Genomic DNA, 18,222 nt, shown 5'->3' with positions numbered 1-18,222 from the left:
GAACTCCCTATCGGGGAACTCGTACGCCGCTTCGGCCACGGGGACCTCACCACCGCGGCGGAGGAGGCCGCGGAAGGCGAACCGGACCGCGGGACCGGGCCCACCGGTCACGGTGGGCTGGCGGCCCGGCTGCGGCAGAGCGCCGCCGACATCGCCGGGCTGCCGGCGGAGGAGATCCCGCTCGACCGGCCGCTCGGCGAGGTGGGGTTCGACTCCATCGGCTTCACCCGCCTCGCGGTGGCGCTGCGCGAACGGTTCGGCATCACCGTGCGCCCGACCGTCTTCTACGCCCGGCCGGACCTCACCTCGCTGGCCGCCCACCTGAGCACCACCCACCCGGAGGTGTTCGCCGCGGCGGGGCGGCGGACCGCCTCCAGGACCGCACCCGGCCCGGCCCGCCCGGCTGACGCCGCTCCGGCCGCCGCGCCGCGCGGATACCCGCCGGTGGCCGTCGTGGGCATCGGCGGACGACTTCCCTCCTCCGCCGATCTGGAACAGTTCTGGCAGCACCTCGCCGCCGGACGTGACCTCACCCGCCCGTACCCGATGGAACGGGGCTTCTCCGCACGGGTGTTCCCTCAGGGACTGCGCGGTTCCTTCGTCGACGACGTGGACGCCTTCGACGCCGGACTCTTCCGCGTCTCGCCCCGGGAGGCGGCGCAGATGGACCCCCAGCAGCGCCTGCTGCTGCACGCCGCGCACGAGGCCGTGCTCGACTCCGGCCAGATCCCGGCGGCGCTCGGCGGCAGCCGGACGGGGGTGTTCGTCGGACTCAGCGGTACGGACTACCTCAGCCTGCTCGGCCCCGGCTCGCCGGAGATGGGGGACCACTTCCTGATCGGCAACGTCCCCTCCATCGCGGCGAACCGCATCTCCTACGTGTTCGACCTGCACGGCCCCTGTTCCGTCTTCGACACCGCCTGCTCCAGCTCGCTCGTCGCCGTCCACCGCGCGGCCCGCGCCCTCCAGCAGGGCGACTGCGAACTGGCCCTGGCCGGCGGGGCCAACCTCCTGCTGTCCCCGCACGGGTTCACCGGCCTGCGCCGCGCCGGGATGCTCAGCCCGGACGGCCGCTGCAAGACCTTCGACGAACGTGCGGACGGCTACGGCAGGGGCGAGGGCGTGGTGCTCCTGGCTCTGAAACTCCTGGACCGGGCCCTGGCGGACGGGGATCCGGTGCACGGCGTGCTGATCGGCTCGGCGGAGAACCACGGCGGGCAGACGCACTCGCTCACGGTCCCCAACCCGCAGGCACAGCGCGACGTCGTGCTCGCGGCGCACCGGGCGGCCGCGGTGGCGCCCGACACGATCGACTACATCGAGGCGCACGGCACCGGGACCCCGCTCGGCGATCCGATCGAGGTCGACGCCCTGAAGGAGGCGTTCGACCGTCTCTACACCGACTGGGGAACCCCGGTCGTTCCCGGGCGCACCGGCCTCGGGTCGGTCAAGACGAACATCGGCCACCTGGAGGCCGCGGCGGGCGTGGCCGGCGTCGTGAAGGTCCTGCTGGCGATGCGTCACCGCACCCTCCCCGGCCTGGTGGACCTGCGGACGCCGAACCCGATGCTCGACCTGGCGGGCAGTCCGTTCCGGATCCAGGCGACAGCACAGACATGGGAAACAGCTGAGGGGAGTCCGGCACGGGTCGGCGTCAGCTCGTTCGGTATGGGAGGCAGCAACGTGCACGTGGTAGTCGAAGAGGCGGGACGGCGTTGATGAGCGGCACCACCGAGGACAGGACCGCCCGACTGGTCGTGCTGTCCGCCGACGGCCCCGAACAGCTCGACGGATACCGGGCCGAACTGTGCGCCTGGCTGGAGGAGCACCCCTCGGCCTCCCTTGACGGCGTCGCGCACACCCTGCGTGTCGGCCGGGAGCCACTGCGGGACCGGCTCGCCGTCGTCGTGGAGAGCATCGCCGAACTCGCCGCGCGCCTGCGCGACGGGAACGGCGTCGCCACCGGCACCGCGGCGGCCAGGCCCTCCGGCGACGACGAGCGGCCCGTCACCACCGAGGACCTGGCCGAGGCCGCCCGTCTGTGGGTCGAGGGCCACGAGATCGTCCTGCCCGAGCCCCCCGGGGACCGGCCCGCACGGCTCTCGCTGCCGAGACCTGCCCGGCCGACCCGCCGCTACTGGATCAAGCCCCCCGCCGCCCTGGCGGACGGGCCGTCGGAGCGGCTACTGACCGGCGACGAGTTCTACCTCCGCGACCACGCCCTGGGCGGAATCCGGATCCTGCCCGCCGTGGCCGCCCTCGAATTCGCCGTGGCGGCCGCCGAACAGCGCGGCCACGGCCGCGCCACCGGCATCGACAACGTGCTGTGGTCCCGTCCCGTGCTCGTCGAGGACAAAGCGGTGCGCGTACGCCTGCATCTGGTCCCGGTGGCGGACGGGGTGTCCTACGAGCTTCGCCGGGCCGACGACGACACGGACGGCACACTCTGCTCCACCGGGACCCTCCGCTTCGGAACCCGCCCGGAGGAACCGCGACTCGACCTGGACGCGATCCGGGCCAGGCTGCCGCGTACGGCCACCGCACAGGAGTGCTACGACGTCTTCTCGGCGCTCGGCGGCGGCTACGGTCCCAGCCTCCAAGGCCTGCGTTCCGTACGGTCCGCGCCGGGCGAGGTCCTCGCACATGTCGCCGTACCCGAGGCCGCGGACCTTCCGTTCTCCGACTTCGCTCTCCACCCGTCCCTGCTCGACGCGATGCTCCAGTCCTGTCTGTGGACCGACGAGGACCCCCTGGCCCCGCGCGCACGGGAACTGCCCTTCTCCCTGGACGCCGTCGAGATCCTCGGCCGGCTCCCGGAGCAGGGCCACGTGCACGCCGTCCGGACCCCGGCCGGCCACGACGTCGCCCTCGCCGACGACCAGGGCCGAGTCCGCGTACGGCTGCGCGCCGTGGTCACCCGGCCGGTCGACGGCGCCGCCCGGCTGGACGGCACCGTAGCCGCGCACCTGCTCGTCCAGCGCTGGCAGGACGCCCCGGCACCGGCTGGGGGCCCGGCCGCACGCACGGTGGTGCTCGGCGGGGCGAGCTTCCCGGGAGCCGAACGCGGCACCGGGGACTCCGTCTTCCCCAGCGACGGGGAACTCCTCGTCGTGCACACCGCGGACGGCGACCCACTGCCCGCCCTCACCGGGCTGTACCGCTCCTGGGCGGCACAGCCGGTACGCCGTCCGGTCCGCGTGCTGCACGTGTTCCGCACGTCCGGCGGTGTGGAGGACGCGCGGGCCCAGGCCCTGGACGGCTTCGCGCGAGCCCTCGCCAACGAGGACCCGCAGTTCCTCGCCTCCGCCGTCGACGCGGGCACGGCAGACCTCGCCGCCGTCGTCGGGTCCGAGGCGCGCGCCGACCACGAGTTCCGCGTCCGGTACACGGCCGGGGGCAGGCAGGTGCCGCGCTGGCAGCCCGTCGCCCCGGCACCCGCCCCGGCACCTCTCGCACCGCACGGCACCGTGCTGGTCACCGGAGGCGCGGGCGCGCTGGGCCGCCGGCTCCTCACGCATCTGGGAGGCGACGCCCGCTACGTCCTGACGGGCCGTTCGGCACGGGCCGACCTCACCGAACTGCGTGCCGCCGGGCTCGACGTCCACTACCTGCCCGCGGACCTGGGCGCCCCTGGCGCCGCCGCGGACCTCGTCGAGCGGATCCACGGCGCCTTCGGCCCGCTCCACGGGGTGCTGCACCTCGCCGGGACCACCGACGACGCGCTGCTCATCGGCGGGAACGACCGGCGGAGCACGGCCGTGCTCGGTCCCAAGGTGCGCGGCACCGTCGAGCTGGACCGGGCCACCGCCGACGACCCCCTCGACTTCTTCATCTCCTTCTCCTCGATGTCCGGCGCCGCGGGGAGCCCCGGCCAGACCGACTACGCCTACGCCAACCGGTTCCTGGACGCGTTCACGGCCTGGCGCCGGGGCAGCGGACGCCCCGGCCGCAGCCTCTCCGTGCTGTGGTCGCTGTGGGCGGACGGAGGCATACGCGTCGAAGCCGACGAGGCCACCGCCGACCGGACCGCCCGCCGGATCGGCCTGGTGGCCATGCCGACGGACGCCGGTCTCAAGGCCTTCGACCAGGCGCTGGGGCACGACGGCGACCACGTCCTGGTGGCGTACGGCACCCTGGCGCGGCTGCGCGAGGTGCTGAACGCGCCGGTGCCCGCGCCGGCCGCCGCTCCCTCTGCCCACGCCCCGCGCGCCACGTCGCCGGACCCGTCCACGGAGCCGGCGTCCGTCGCCGCCGACGCGGCCGAGGACTTCCTGCGCGAGGTGCTGGCGGAGGTCTTCGAGCTGCCGGCGCGGGAGATGGAGACCGACGCGCCGTTCGAGCGCTTCGGTATCGACTCGCTGCTGATCATGGACCTGACCCGCCGGCTGGAGGAGTACTTCGGATCGCTTCCGAAGACGTTGTTCTTCGAATACCAGGACCTGCGCTCGCTCGCGGGCTGGTTCACCGAACACCACGGCCCCCGCCTGGCGGAACTGGCGCCCGCGCCGCGGCCGATGACCGAGCCGGCGTCCCCGGCGGCCGTCGCGGCGGAGCCCGAGGCCCCCGTCCCGGCGGAGTCCGTGACCCACGCACCGGCGGTGCTCCCCACCGCCGCCGTGACTCCCGACCCCTCCGGGCCGATGCCCATCGCCATCGTCGGTGTCGCCGCCCGCTTCGCCGAGTCGGACACCCTCGAACAGTTCTGGGACCACCTCGAGGCGGGCCGCGACCTGATCACCGAGATCCCGGCAGACCGCTGGAACTGGCGGGACTACGACCGCGCGACCCCCGCCGACCGGGCGGCCCCCTACAGCCGCTGGGGCAGCTTCCTGCGCGGCATCGACATGTTCGACCCGCTCTTCTTCGGCGTCTCGCCCCGCGAGGCGGAGATCGTCGACCCCCAGGAACGGCTCTTCCTCCAGATCGCCTGGCACGCCATGGAGAACGCCGGACGCACCCGCGCCGACCTGCGCTCCCACCGCGTCGGTGTGTACGTCGGCGCGATGTACGGGCTCTACCAGCTGCACGAGGCCGAGGACGGCCGGATCGGTGCCTCCTCGCACGCCTCCATCGCCAACCGTGTCTCGTACACCCTCGGCCTCACCGGCCCCAGCCTGGGCGTGGACACGATGTGCTCCTCCTCGCTGACAGCCATCCACCTGGCCGTCCGCGACCTGCGCGCCGGGGACACCGACCTGGCCGTCGCGGGCGGCGTCAACCTGCACGTCCACCCGTACAAGTACCGATTCCTGGGCCAGGGCGGCTTCACCTCCAGCGACGGCCGCTGCCGCAGCTTCGGTGCCGACGGCGACGGCTACGTCCCAGGCGAGGGCGTCGGCGCGGTGCTGCTCAGGCCGCTGGCGGACGCCGTCCGCGACGGCGACCACATCCACGGCGTCATCCGCGGGACCAGCGTCAACCACGGTGGCCGCACCAACGGCTTCACCGTGCCCAACCCCGTCGCTCAGGGCGAACTCGTCGCGCAGGCACTCGCCGAGGCGGGCGTGGACCCGGCCACCCTCGGCTATCTGGAGGCGCACGGCACCGGCACGGCCCTCGGCGACCCCGTCGAGATCCGCGGGCTGGCCCGCGCGCTGGCCGAGGCCGGCCTGCCCGCGCGCAGCCTGCCGATCGGTTCGGTCAAGTCCAACATCGGCCACCTCGAATCGGCCTCCGGCATGGCCGGGCTGTGCAAGGTGCTGCTCCAGATGCGCCACGGCCGGCTCGTTCCGTCGCTGCACGCGGACCCGCCGAACCCGAACATCGACTTCGACTCCACGCCACTGCGCGTGCAGCGCGACCTCGCCCCCTGGCCCCGGCCGAACGGGGCACCCCGGCGCGCGGGCCTCAGCTCCTTCGGCGCGGGCGGGGCCAACGCCCACCTCGTGGTGGAGGAGTACGTCGCCCCGCCGGCCGCCGCACCGGATTCGGGACCCCACCTGTTCCCGCTCTCCACCCGGGTCCCCGAGCAACTCCCGGTGCTCGCAGCCCACTTGGCGGACGCCCTGGAACGAGGCCTGGCGGACGGCTCGGCACCCCGCCCCGCCGATGTGGCGTTCACCCTCCAGCGGGGACGCGAGGAGTGGGCGGACCGCATGGTCGTGCAGGCCTCCACCCTCACCGAACTGGTGGCCCGGCTGCGGGGGGAGGACACGACGGGCGTCTGGACCGGCAGCGCACGAGGCCGCGCCTCCTCCCGGGCCGCCGCGCCCACCAGCACCGACCCGGGGGAGATCGCCGCCGCCTGGGCTGCCGGAGCCCCGGTCGCCTGGCCGACGCCGGACGGCAGTCGCGTACCGCTGCCCGGATACCCCTTCGAGGAACTACGCTGCTGGCTCACCGATGCCATCTGGTCGCCGCCCGCCGGGCGGCCCGCGGCGGGTCCGCCGCACCCGCTCCTGGACGGGATGGACGCGGCCGAGAGCCTGGACGGTCTCACCTTCCGGACCGCCTTCGGCCCCGAACACCCTTACATCGGCGGTCACCGGCTGGGAGGCACCCGACTCCTGCCGGCCGCCGCCGTACTGGAGATGGCCCGGGCCGCCGCCGAGGCCGCCGGGACGGGGGAGCGGCTGCGGCTGACCCACGTCCGCTGGCTGCGGCCTTTCGTCGTGACCGGCGCCGAGCGAACCGCCCGTACGCGGCTGCGCCGGACCGACACCGGCACTCGGTTCGACCTGCGCGAGGACTCCGGCGAACTGCTGGCCGAGGGCCGGGTGGAGTCCCTGTCCGAGCAGGCCGGGCAGACCCTGGACATCGATGCCGTGCGGGGCCGCCTCGGCCGCCGGCACGAGGGCACCGACCTCTACGACGACCTCACACAAGCCGGACTGTTCTACGGGCCCGCTTTGCGGGCCGTCGAGTGGATCGCGGCCGGCGAGGGCGAGGCGCTCGTACGCCTGCGGATCCCCGCCGAGGCCGCCCCGTTCGCCGGCTGCGCCCTCCACCCCTCCGCGGTCGACGGCGCGCTGCACGCCTTCGCCGTGCTCCGGGACAGGGACGACGGCCCGGCGATGGTCCCCTACGCCCTCGCCGCGGCCGAGGTCCACGCCCCCGTGACGGACCGCGGATACGCCCACGTACGCACCATCGGCGCCGACCGCTACGACCTGACCCTGACCGACTCCGAAGGGCACGTCCGCGTACGGCTGCGCGACCTGTCGCTCAGGCCCGCGCCCGGTGTCGCGCCTTCGCGGCCGGCCGTAGCCACCGCCGGAGCCACAGCCGCCGCGACGGCCGCCGCGGACGACCTGATGTTCGTACCGCGGTGGACCGAACTACCCGTTCGGACCCCGCAACCGCTCCCGGCCGGGAGCGCCACCTGGCTCGTGCGCGGACCGGACACCGCACCTCTCGCAGCCGCCCTGCGCGCCCGCCTCGGCGGCGACGTCGTCGAAATGGACCACGACCGTGTCGCCACCGCGACCGGCCGGCCCGGCCACGTGATCCTCCTCGCCCCCGGCGCCGGACCCCGGACAGACGACACCGACGCGCTCGAAGCGGCCCAGGAGCGCGGCGTCCTCGCCCTGTTCAGGCTCGCCAAGGTCCTCCAGGGGACCCGCTCGGCGGTCCGCCTCACCGTGATCACCGAGGACGCCCTCACCACGATGGGCGAGCCCGTCGGCAACCCGTACGCGGCCGGTCTGCACGGCCTCGCGCTGTCGCTCGCCCAGGAGCACCCCCGCTGGCAGGTGGCCGTCGTCGACCGGTCCTCCGCCGACGCCCCGGCCGCGGACGTCCTCGACGCCCCCGCCGGAGGCCCCTACGCCCTGCGCGGCGGCGTGCTCCACCACCGTCGCCTCGTCCCGGTCACCGCGACACCCCCGCGCGAAGGGATCCGCCGGGACGGCACCTACCTGATCCTCGGCGGGGCCGGTGGCATCGGCCTGGAACTCAGCGCGTGGCTGGTACGGGGCCACCGGGCCAAGGTCGTCCTGCTCGGCCGCAGCGAACTGGACGCCGAGCGCCGCGCACGGCTGCGTGCCATCGACCCGGACGGCACCCTCGTCTCCTACCGCAGGGCCGACGCGACCGACCCCGCCGCGCTGCGCGAGGCCGTCGAGTGGACCAGGACCACGCACGGCGCACTGCACGGGGTCTTCCACGCCACCATCGTCCTGCGCGACCAGACCGTCGCCACGATGACGGAGGAGACCTTCCGCTCGGTCCTCGACGCCAAGGCCCACACCTCGGTCGCCCTGCACGCCGCCCTGCGCGACGCGGCGGACCTGGACTTCGTCCTCTTCTTCTCCTCGGCGGTGGCCCTGTCCGGCAGCGCCGGCCAGGGCAACTACGCGGCCGGATCCACCTTCGAGGACGCCTTCGCCCACCACCTCGACGGAGTGCTCGGCGCCCGGGTGGCCGTCATCAACTGGGGTTACTGGGGAACCGTCGGCATCGTCGCCGACGAGCGCCACCGCGACCGGCTCGCCGCCGCCGGAATCCACTCGATCACCCCGGAGGAGGGGATGGCCGCCGTCCACGCCGTGCTCGGACGCGAGGACCGGCAGGTCGTCGTGGTCAAGGCCGACGCGGCGGCACTCGCCGCGGTCGGGGCCCAGCCGCGCCGGAGCGCCGACGCGGACCACGAGGACGACACGGATCCCATGGACCCCGGGACGCCCTCCGACGACATCACCCTGGTGCCGTCGCTGGCGCAACTCCCTCCGGTCGCCCGGCTGCTCACACAGGCCGACGACGCCCGGCTGACCGAGATCATGTGCGACTGGCTGTGGACGCTCTTCCAGGGCGAAGGCGTGTTCCTCGGCGACGCCGAGAGCTGGCGCCCCGCCGCGCTCGCGGAACGGCTGCGCGTGGTCCCCGCACAGCAGCGGCTCTTCACCGAGCTGCTGCGCCAGCTGGCCGAGTGCGGCTTCCTGTACGACCGGGACGGATCGCTCCTCGCCGCCGGGCGCCGGGCCTCCGAGGACCCCGAGGGCGACCTGGTCGGCCTGTGCGAGCGCAAGCCCGCGCTGAACCGCTTCGACCGGCTGCTCCGCCCGTGCATGCGCAACCTCTTCGGCGTGCTGCGCGGCAGCGTCCATGCCACCGACGTGATGTTCCCCGGCGGCTCCAGCGCCCTCGTCGAGGGCGCCTACCGGGGCAGCCCGGTCGTCGACCGGGCCAACGAACTCGTCGTGGGAGCGGTACAAAACCTGCTGCCCCGCCACGAGGGCCCCCTCACCGTCATCGAGATCGGCGCGGGCACCGGCGGCACCACCGCGAGCGTCCTTCCCGTCCTCGCCGCCTCGGACACGGAGGTCACCTACGTCTACACGGACATCTCCCGCGCCTTCCTGCGGCACGGCGAGCAGCGGTTCGCCCAGACGCATCCGTATGTCCGCTTCCAGCGGCTGGACATCTCCGCCGACCCCGAGGCCCAGGGCTTCGCGCCCGGCAGCGCCGACCTGGTCGTGGCGGCCAACGTGCTCCACGCGACCGCCGACCTGCTCGCCACCCTGCGGGCCGTGGCCCGGCTGCTGAGGCCCGGTGGCCGGCTCGTTCTCAACGAGGCCAGCAGCAACGTCCTCACTGCCACGCTCACCTTCGGCCTCCTGGACGGCTGGTGGCTGCACGAGGACGCCGGACTCCGCCTGCCCGGCTCGCCGTTGCTCTCCGCGCCGGGATGGCGAAAGGCCCTGCGTCTCGCTGGTTTCACCCGCAGCCGGGCCCTGCCCGCGGACGAGGGGCTGAGCCAGCACGTGGTGGTCGCGGAAACGGCGCCGGAAGGCGCGGCGCCCGCTCCCGCCGTGGCGGAACCCCCGGCCGAACACCCGGTCACGGCGGAGCTGCCGAAGCCTCCGGCACCGTCGGGCGGGGACACCGACGAACTGCTGGAGGCCGCGCGCGCGTACGTGAGGGACGCCTTCGCGCAGATCCTCCAGATCCCTCGCGAACGGCTCTGGCTGGACGAGACGTACGAGAACTTCGGCGTCGACTCGCTGACCGTCCCCCTCATCGTGGACGTCCTCGCGGAGGGCATGGGCGAGTTGCCCGTGTCGTTGCTGTTCGAGTACCCGACGGTCCGCGAGGTCGCCGACTACCTGGTCGAACGGCATGCGGACCGGGTGCGAGAGCTGGTTCCCGCTCCGGCCGGCCAGCCTGCCGCACCGCCCGCCGCGCCGAGCGTTTCGGTGCCCGGGAGGGCTTCCGAAGCGGTGTCCGGGCCGGCTTCCGCATCGGCGGGCCTGCGGCCGGCGGAGCCCGTGGCGGGCGCCGATCACCGTGTCGCGATCGTCGGGATCGCCGGCCGCTACCCCCAGGCCGGGGACCTCGACGCCTTCTGGGCGAACCTGCGCTCGGGCCGCGACTGCGTCAGCGAGGTTCCGGCCGACCGCTGGGACCACCGGTCCGCCGCCGACGCGGACGGCCGCCCGGCCGGGCGATGGGGCGGATTCCTCGACGGCATCGACGAGTTCGACCCCCGCTTCTTCCAGATGTCCCTGCGCGAGGCCGAACTGACCGATCCCCAGGAGCGCCTGTTTCTCCAGACCTCCTGGCACACGCTGGAGGACGCGGGGTACACCCGGGCACGCCTGCGGGGCAGCCGCGTCGGCGTGTACGTGGGTGTCATGTACGGGCACTACCAGCTGTTCGAGGACGAACGGGGCCTCGCCGGAGGCATGGGGTACGCCTCCATCGCCAACCGGGTCTCGTACTTCTTCGACTTCAACGGGCCGAGCCTGGCGATCGACACGATGTGCTCCTCCTCCCTCACGGCCATCCACCTCGCCTGCGAGGCCCTGGCGGCCGGGCGCACGGACTACGCGCTCGCCGGCGGTGTCAACCTCGCCCCGCACCCGCGCAAGTACCGGCAGCTGGCGGCGGGCGGCTTCACCGGCGACAGCGGCCGGTGCCGCAGCTTCGCGGCGGACGGCGACGGCATGGTGCCCGGCGAGGGCGTCGGCGCCGTCCTGCTCAAGCCGCTGGCGGCGGCCGAACGCGACGGGGACCGCATCCTCGGCGTGATCCTCGGCAGCTCGGTCAACCACGGCGGCAAGACGGGCGGATTCGCCGTGCCCAGCCCCGGCGCCCAGGGCGAGGTCATCACCCAGGCCCTGCGTACGGCCGGCATACCGGCCGACGGGATCTCGTACGTCGAGGCGCACGGAACCGGCACCGCCCTGGGCGACCCGGCCGAAGTGGCCGGACTCGTCAGAGCCTTCGGCGATCTGCCGGCCGGCTCGGTCGCACTCGGCTCGGTGAAGTCCTCGGTCGGCCACCTGGAGTCGGCGGCCGGCATCGCGGCCCTCACCAAGGTCCTGCTCCAGGTGAAAGCCCGTGAACTGGTGCCCTCCCTGCACGCGGACACCCTCAACCCGGCCGTCGACTGGAACGCGGTGCCCTTCCGGGTGCAGCGCGAACTCGCCCCCTGGACGGGGCCCGGGCCCCTGCGCGCGGGCATCAGCGCATTCGGCGCGGGCGGCTCCAACGCCCACCTCGTGATCGAGGAGTACCCGGTCGCGGCCCCACCGCCCGCTGCCGCGGGAGAACCGGCCGTCTTCCCCCTCTCCGCGCGGGACGAGGACGGCCTGCGCCGTGTCGTCTCCGGCCTGCGGACCTGGCTGGGTTCCACCGGTACCGGCACCGGCCCCGAGGACATCGCGGCCGCAACCGGGGTCCCCGTCACCGCGGTGGACGAGCCTTTCGACGAACTGGGCCTGGACCCGGCCACGATGGTGCGGCTGATCGGCCTCGGCGACCTCGCCGGGGCGGGCTCCGTTCACGGCGGCACGACCCTGCGCGAGCTCGCGGGACGCGTCGGAGGCGGAGCCGGCGTCGACCTCGGCCGGCTCGCCCACACCCTTCAGACCGGGCGCGAGGCCATGGCCCACCGGTTCGCCGTCGTGGCGCGATCGGCGCGGGAACTCCTCGACGCGCTCGACGCGTTCCTGGCCGACCGGCCGGGCGGCCACACCGGCGTCGTGACCGCCGAGCCCGGACCGGCAGTCGCGCCCTCCCCGGCCGGCCCGGACGACACGGCCCGCCGCTGGGCCGGGGGAGAGGCCATCGACTGGGGTGCGGGCCGGGCCGTTGCGCCGGCACCGCTGTCCGTGCCCGGATACCCCTTCGCGCGGACCCGCTGCTGGATCGACGCCGTGACCCCGGCCGCTCCCGCCGCAGCGCACGTGGCTGTCGCGAGGGCCACGACGGCCGCCGGGCCCCCGGCCGGACGCGTCGGCGGCACCCCGCTCCTGGACACCGTCCTGGCCCTGCTGGGCACGGCCAGCGGCTACGCACCCGCCGACCTCGACCCGGCGGGCTCCTTCCACGACCACGGCCTGGACTCCCTCGGCCTGATCCGGCTCGCCGACGAGGTCTCCAACGCTTTCGGCGTGCCCGTCGGCCCCGACCAACTGCTCGCCACGCCCACGCCCCTCGCACTCGCCGCGTGGCTGGAGAGCGAGCACCCGGACGCCATCGCGACCCTCCCGGCGGGCGCCACGGGGGACCGGCCGCCCGAGGACGATCCCGTCGTGATCGTCGGCATGGCCGGCATCCTGCCCGGCGCACGCGACCTGGACGCGTTCTGGGCGGCCCTTCAGAAGGGCGGCGATCTCTTCTCCGAAGTGCCCGCCGATCGCTGGGACAGTCAGGCCCACTACGGGGACCCGGCCCTGCACCCCGACCGGACCCGGATCACCCGGGCCGGGTTCATGCCGGACATCGACCGCTTCGACCCGCTGTTCTTCGGCATCTCGCCACGCGAGGCCCGCTGGATGGATCCCCGCCAGAGGCTGCTGCTGAGCACGGTCTGGTCGGCGCTGGAGCACGCGGGCATCGACCCGACCCGGCTCGCCGGCACCGACACCGGACTGTTCGTCGGCGTGGGGGCGTCCGAGTACGCCGAGCTCGTGCAGCGCTCGCGCACCGCCACCGACGCCTACTCCTCGACAGGCCTGACCCCCTCCATGCTGGCCAACCGCATCTCCTACCACCTCGACCTCCGCGGTCCCAGCGAACCCGTCGACACGGCCTGCTCCAGCTCCCTGGTGGCCCTGCACCGCGCCGCTGAGGCCCTGCGGCTCGGACACTGCGACACGGTCATCGCGGGCGGTGTCAGCCTCATGCTGTCCCCGGTCACCTTCGCCTCCCTCGAACGGGCGGGCATGCTCAGCCCCGACGGGGTGGGCCGGGCCTTCGACCGGGACGCCGCCGGGTACGTACGCGGCGAGGGCGTCGGGGCCGTCGTGCTCAAGCGGCTCAGCCGCGCCCGCGCCGACGGAAACCCGGTGCTCGCCGTCCTGCGCGGCACCGCCGTCAACCACGGAGGACGCTCCAACTCGCTGACCGCGCCCAACCCGCGCGGCCAGGCCGAGGTGATCGTGCGCGCCCACCGCGAGGCGGGCGTCGACCCGGCGACCATCGGGTACATCGAGACCCACGGCACGGGCACGGTCATCGGCGACCCCGCCGAGACCAACGGCCTGCGCCAGGCCTTCACCGAGCTCTACCGCGACTGGGGCCACCCGGCCCCGGCCGCCCCGCACTGCGCCCTGGGAGCCCTGAAGAACTCCATCGGCCACCTCGAACCGGCGGCCGGCATCGCGGCCGTACTGCGCGTACTGCTGTCGATGCGCCACGGGCGGATCACCGGTGACCCGCACGGACCGGAGCGCAACGCCCACCTGGCGCTGGAGGGCACGGCCTGCGAGATCGCGGTCGAGGCCCGGGACTGGAAGCCCGTCGCGCCGGGTGTCCCGCGCCGCGCCGGGGTCAGCTCCTTCGGCTACGGCGGGGTCAACGCCCACGTAGTGCTGGAGGAGTACCCGGCCGACGAGCCTCCGGCCGGGCACTCCTCGCCGGCCGTGTTCGTCCTCTCGGCCCGCGACCCGGAGCGGCTGAACGCCATGGCGCTGTCCCTCCTCGACACCCGGGACACCTGGGAGCACGACCTCGCCGGAACCGCCCACACCCTTCAGGCCGGCCGGGCGGAACACGCCGAACGCCTGGCGTTCGTCGTGGACTCGGGGGAACAGGCGGTCGACACCCTCCGCCGCTTCCTCGACGGGGACCGCTCCGGCGTCCACCTGGGGCGCGTCGAACGGCACGCCGACCGGACGCCGTTCGAGGGGCGCGGCGACGAGGAGACCGCCGCCGCGTGGGTGCGCGGCGCGGCGGTCGACTGGTCCGCCCGGTGGGACCGGAAGCCGAGGCTGCGATCACTGCCGTCGTATCCCTTCGCCGCGGACCGCCACTGGTTCACCGACGGGGCGACCGGCTCCGCGGAGCCGACGACGGCGCCGACGCCCGTGAACCCGACCGTGACCGCCTCCGGACCCCCGTGTGCGACCGTGACCGTCCCGGCGCCCGTCAGCCTGTTCACGGCCTCCTGGATTCCCGAGCCCGTGCCGCCCGCCGCACCGCACGCGGGCCGGGTGCTGGTCTTCGGAGACCTGCCGGTCCCCGGCGCCGTCACCGTACGAGCCGGATCCGCGTACGCGGAGGAGGGCTCCACCGTCACCATCCGCCCGGGTGAGGCCGAGGACTACGTACGGCTGTTCGCCGCCGGCGCGGACCGGATCGTGCACCAGTGGCCGCTGCTCCGGCCCGAACGCCCGGACCTGGGCATCGATTCGGTCTTCCTCCTCGTCCGGGCCCTGACGGCCTCCCGTGCCGCCGCCCGGATCCAGGTGCTGGTGCCCGAGGGCGCCGTAGCGGAGGCCCTGGGGGGGTTCGACACCTCGTTGCGCGCAGCACTGCCCGGCACCGCCTTCGGCGTCGTGCGCGTCGTCGGCCGGGCCGAACCGGCCGCCCTGCTCGCCGAGGTGGCTGCCGAGCGGCTCTCCTCGGCCGCGGTCCGCCTCTCGCCGGCCGGGCGCACCGTGCGCGTACTCACGGAAACCGATGTCAGCCCCGTCACGGACTCCCCGCTGCGCCCGAAGGGTGTCCACCTGGTCACCGGCGGCGCCGGGGGCCTCGGGCTGCTGCTCGCCCGCACCCTCCTGTCGCGCGGCGCCCGGGTGGCCCTCACCGGCCGTTCCCCGGCGGCCGACCGGGCCGGGGAGCTCGCCGGGCTGCGCGCCCTCGGTGATGTGGCGTACTTCCAGGCGCACGTGGACGACCCGGCCGCCATGGCCCGGGTCGTGGCCGAGGTCAAGGAGAAATGGGGTGCGCTGCACGGGGTCTTCCACCTGGCCGCGAGCGCCTCGCGCACGCCGCTGCCCGGCAAGGACCTCGCGGAGTTCCGCTCCCACCTGCGGGCCCGGTTCGAGGGCTCCCGCGTCCTCGACGAGGTGACCCGCGACGAGCCGCTCGACGTGTTCGTCCTGTACTCCTCCCTGGCCGGGCAGCTCGGCGACTACGGTCTGGCCGACTACGCGGTCGGCGCCCGTTACCTCGACGGATTCGCCGAAGAACGCGGGGAACTGCTCGCAGCGGGCCGCCGCAGCGGGCACACGGTCTCGATCGACTGGCCCATGTGGCGTGCCGGAGGCATGCACGTGGACGCCGGGGACGAGCGCCGCTACCTCGCCGATACCGGCTTTCGCTATCTGGAGGCCGACGAGGGCGAGAGACTGCTCGACCTCGTCCTGCGACTGGGACGCCCGCAGGTCGCCGTGCTGCCCGGAGCACCCGAACGGATGCGCGAGCAGGTCGAGGCGATGCGGATTCGGGAGCACGGGCACCACGTACGGCGGGCCCTCTCGCCGGCGGCCGTCACCACCCCTGCCCCCACCGTTCCCGCCGACGCCGTCCCAGCCGCCTCTGTCACCGCTCCGGTCGCGGTGAACCCAGGCGAACTGACCGACCGGCTGCGGGACCTCGTCGCCGGGCTGCTGGGCCTGGCACCGAACGCCCTCGACCCGGAAGCGGGCTTCGGCGAGTACGGCCTGGACTCCTTCGGGCTCCAGTCGCTCTCCGCGGCCCTGGAGAAGGAGTACGGCGCCTCAGTGCCGACGACCACCCTCTTCGGCGAGAACACCCTGGAGAAGCTCGCCCGGTACCTCCTCGCGGAGCACCCCTCCCTGGCGGACCGGGCCGGGGTGCCCGTCGCCGTGGATCAGGAGCCGGGCCTCGTACCCGCCACGGTCCGGACCCCGGCTCCGCCCGCCGCGCCCCCGGAGGACGCCGTCGCCATCGTCGGCATGTCCGGCCGCTTCCCCGGCTCGGCGGACCTGGAGGAGTTCTGGCGGCACCTCAGGGAGGGACGGGATCTGATCACCGAGACCCCTGCCGACCGGTGGGACTGGCAGGAGGTGTCCCGGCGCTTCGGCGGCACCGCCCGCTGGGGCGGCTTCCTCGGCGACGTCGACCGTTTCGACGCGCGGTTCTTCAAGATCTCGCCCGCCGAGGCGGAGGTCATGGACCCCCAGCACCGGCTGTTCCTGGAACACACCTGGGCGGCTCTGGAGGACGCGGGCTGCCGGGCCGACCGGCTCGCGGGGCGCCGCGTGTGCGTATTCGCCGGCGTGCAGTTCAACGACTACGAGTCCATGGTGCTGCGCGGCGAGCGGGTCAACCCCCATGCGGGCACCGGGCTCGCGCGGACCATCCTCGCCAACCGCATCTCCTACCTGCTGGACTTCAGGGGTGAGAGCGAGAGCATCGACACCGCCTGCTCCAGCTCCCTGGTCGCGCTGCACCGCGCCGTCCGAGCCCTGCGCGCCGGGCAGAGCGAACTCGCTGTTGCGGGCGGTGTGAGCCTGGTGCTCTCACCCCAGACCGTCGTCGCGGGCAATCAGCTCGGTGTGCTCTCCCCGGACGGCCGCTGCAAGGCCCTGGACGCCCGGGCCGACGGGTATGTGAAGGGGGAAGGAGTCGGCGTGCTGGTGCTCAAACCGCTCTCCCGCGCCCTCGCCGACGGCGACCGGGTGCACGCGGTGATCCGCGGCAGCGCGGTCGGCCACGGCGGGCACGCTTCCTCGCTGACCGCCCCCAACCCACTGGCCCAGGCAGATCTGCTCGTCGAGGCCTACCGGGACGCGGGGGTGCCCGCCGGGACGGTCTCCTACACCGAACTTCACGGCACCGGCACCGCCCTGGGCGACCCGGTGGAGATCGACGGTCTCGTCCGGGCCCACCGGACCCTGGCCGACGGGCCCGCCACCTCCTGCGGCATCGGCACCGTCAAGAGCAACATCGGGCACCTGGAGCCGGCCGCGGGCATCGCCGGAGTCATCAAGACGGTACTGGCGATGCGGCACCGGACCCTGCCGAGGACCCTGCACCTGCAGACCCTCAACCCGCTGATCGACCTCACCGGCACTCCCTTCCGGCCCGTACGGGAGAGTGAGCCATGGGCACCGAAGGACGCCGGAGGCGAGCCCCTGCCGCTGCGCGCGGGCGTCAGCTCCTTCGGGTTCGGCGGCGTCAACGCGCACGTCGTCCTGGAGGAAGCGCCCACCACCGCGCCCCCGGCCCCGTCCGGTGCCGAGGCGGGAGAGGTGTTCGTACTGTCGGGCAGGGACGAAGCCGCCCTGCGCCGGTACACCGCCGCGATGGTGGAATTCCTCGACGCGGCCGATGCCGCGGACGCCGACGAGGCTGCCCCCACTCTGTCCTCGCTCGCGTACACCTCCCGGACCGCACGCGTCCCCATGGCCGCTCGGCTCGCCGTGGTCGCCCGCTCCACCCGTGATCTGCGTGAGCAGCTGGCGGCCCGCCTCGCGGCCGAGCACACCCCCAGCGCTCCGGGCGGCGGCCACGCGTGGCTGTCCGAACCGGAGGGGGCCGAGTACCTGGCCCGCCTGGTCCGGGAAGGACGGCTCGACCGGCTCGCACGGCTCTGGCAGGAAGGCGCCGACATCGACTGGGCCGCGCTGCGTGCCGACAGGCCACCGCTGGCATCCATGCCGACCTACCCGTTCGCCCGCGAGCGGCACTGGCTCGCGACGGAGACCGTCACACGGGCGGCGCCCGCCCCGCAGGACACCTCGCTGCTGCTGGTCAAGGACTGGGAGCCGGCGTCACTTCCCCCCGGCGAGCCGCCCGCCGGGCTCCTGGTGCTCGCCCGCGCAGAGAACGAGTCCCTCGCCGCGCGGGCCTTCGGGCCCGCCACCGTGGTCCGGGTGGACGACGGCGACGCGCGCGACGAGGACGCCGTCGCGCGCATCGTGGAAGCGGGCCGCCGCGCCACGGCCGTCATCGACCTGGCCGACGTGTCGGCCGTACCCGTCACCGCGCCGCGGCCCGACTGGTCACGGATCACCCTGTTGCGCGAACTGGTCGCCGCGAACCGCACCCGCGGATTCGCCTACCTCCACCTGACCCGGGGGCTCA

At 74.4% G+C, this 18,222-nt stretch carries 2 protein-coding genes (both only partly in view); both read left to right on the top strand.

Annotation, left to right across the window (positions count from 1 at the left end):
* Positions 1-1,719, top strand: the final stretch of a protein-coding gene (locus tag ACWD04_RS05540) for an amino acid adenylation domain-containing protein (RefSeq protein WP_451128414.1). 3,006 nt of this gene lie to the left of the window's left edge; 1,719 of the gene's 4,725 nt are visible here — the last part of the coding sequence; its start codon lies off the left edge, out of view; it ends in the stop codon at positions 1,717-1,719.
* Positions 1,719-18,222, top strand: partial view of an SDR family NAD(P)-dependent oxidoreductase gene (locus ACWD04_RS05535; RefSeq protein ID WP_451128412.1) — the 5' portion only. The gene runs 2,945 nt beyond the window's last position; the window shows 16,504 of its 19,449 coding nt (coding positions 1-16,504); its start codon is at positions 1,719-1,721; the stop codon falls past the right edge of the window. Before ACWD04_RS05540 ends, ACWD04_RS05535 begins: the two co-directional genes overlap by 1 nt.

This window comes from Streptomyces sp. NPDC002911 (assembly GCF_053591835.1).
The sequence above is the reverse complement of the archived record's forward strand: the minus strand, read 5'-3'. Positions and strand labels throughout refer to the sequence as shown.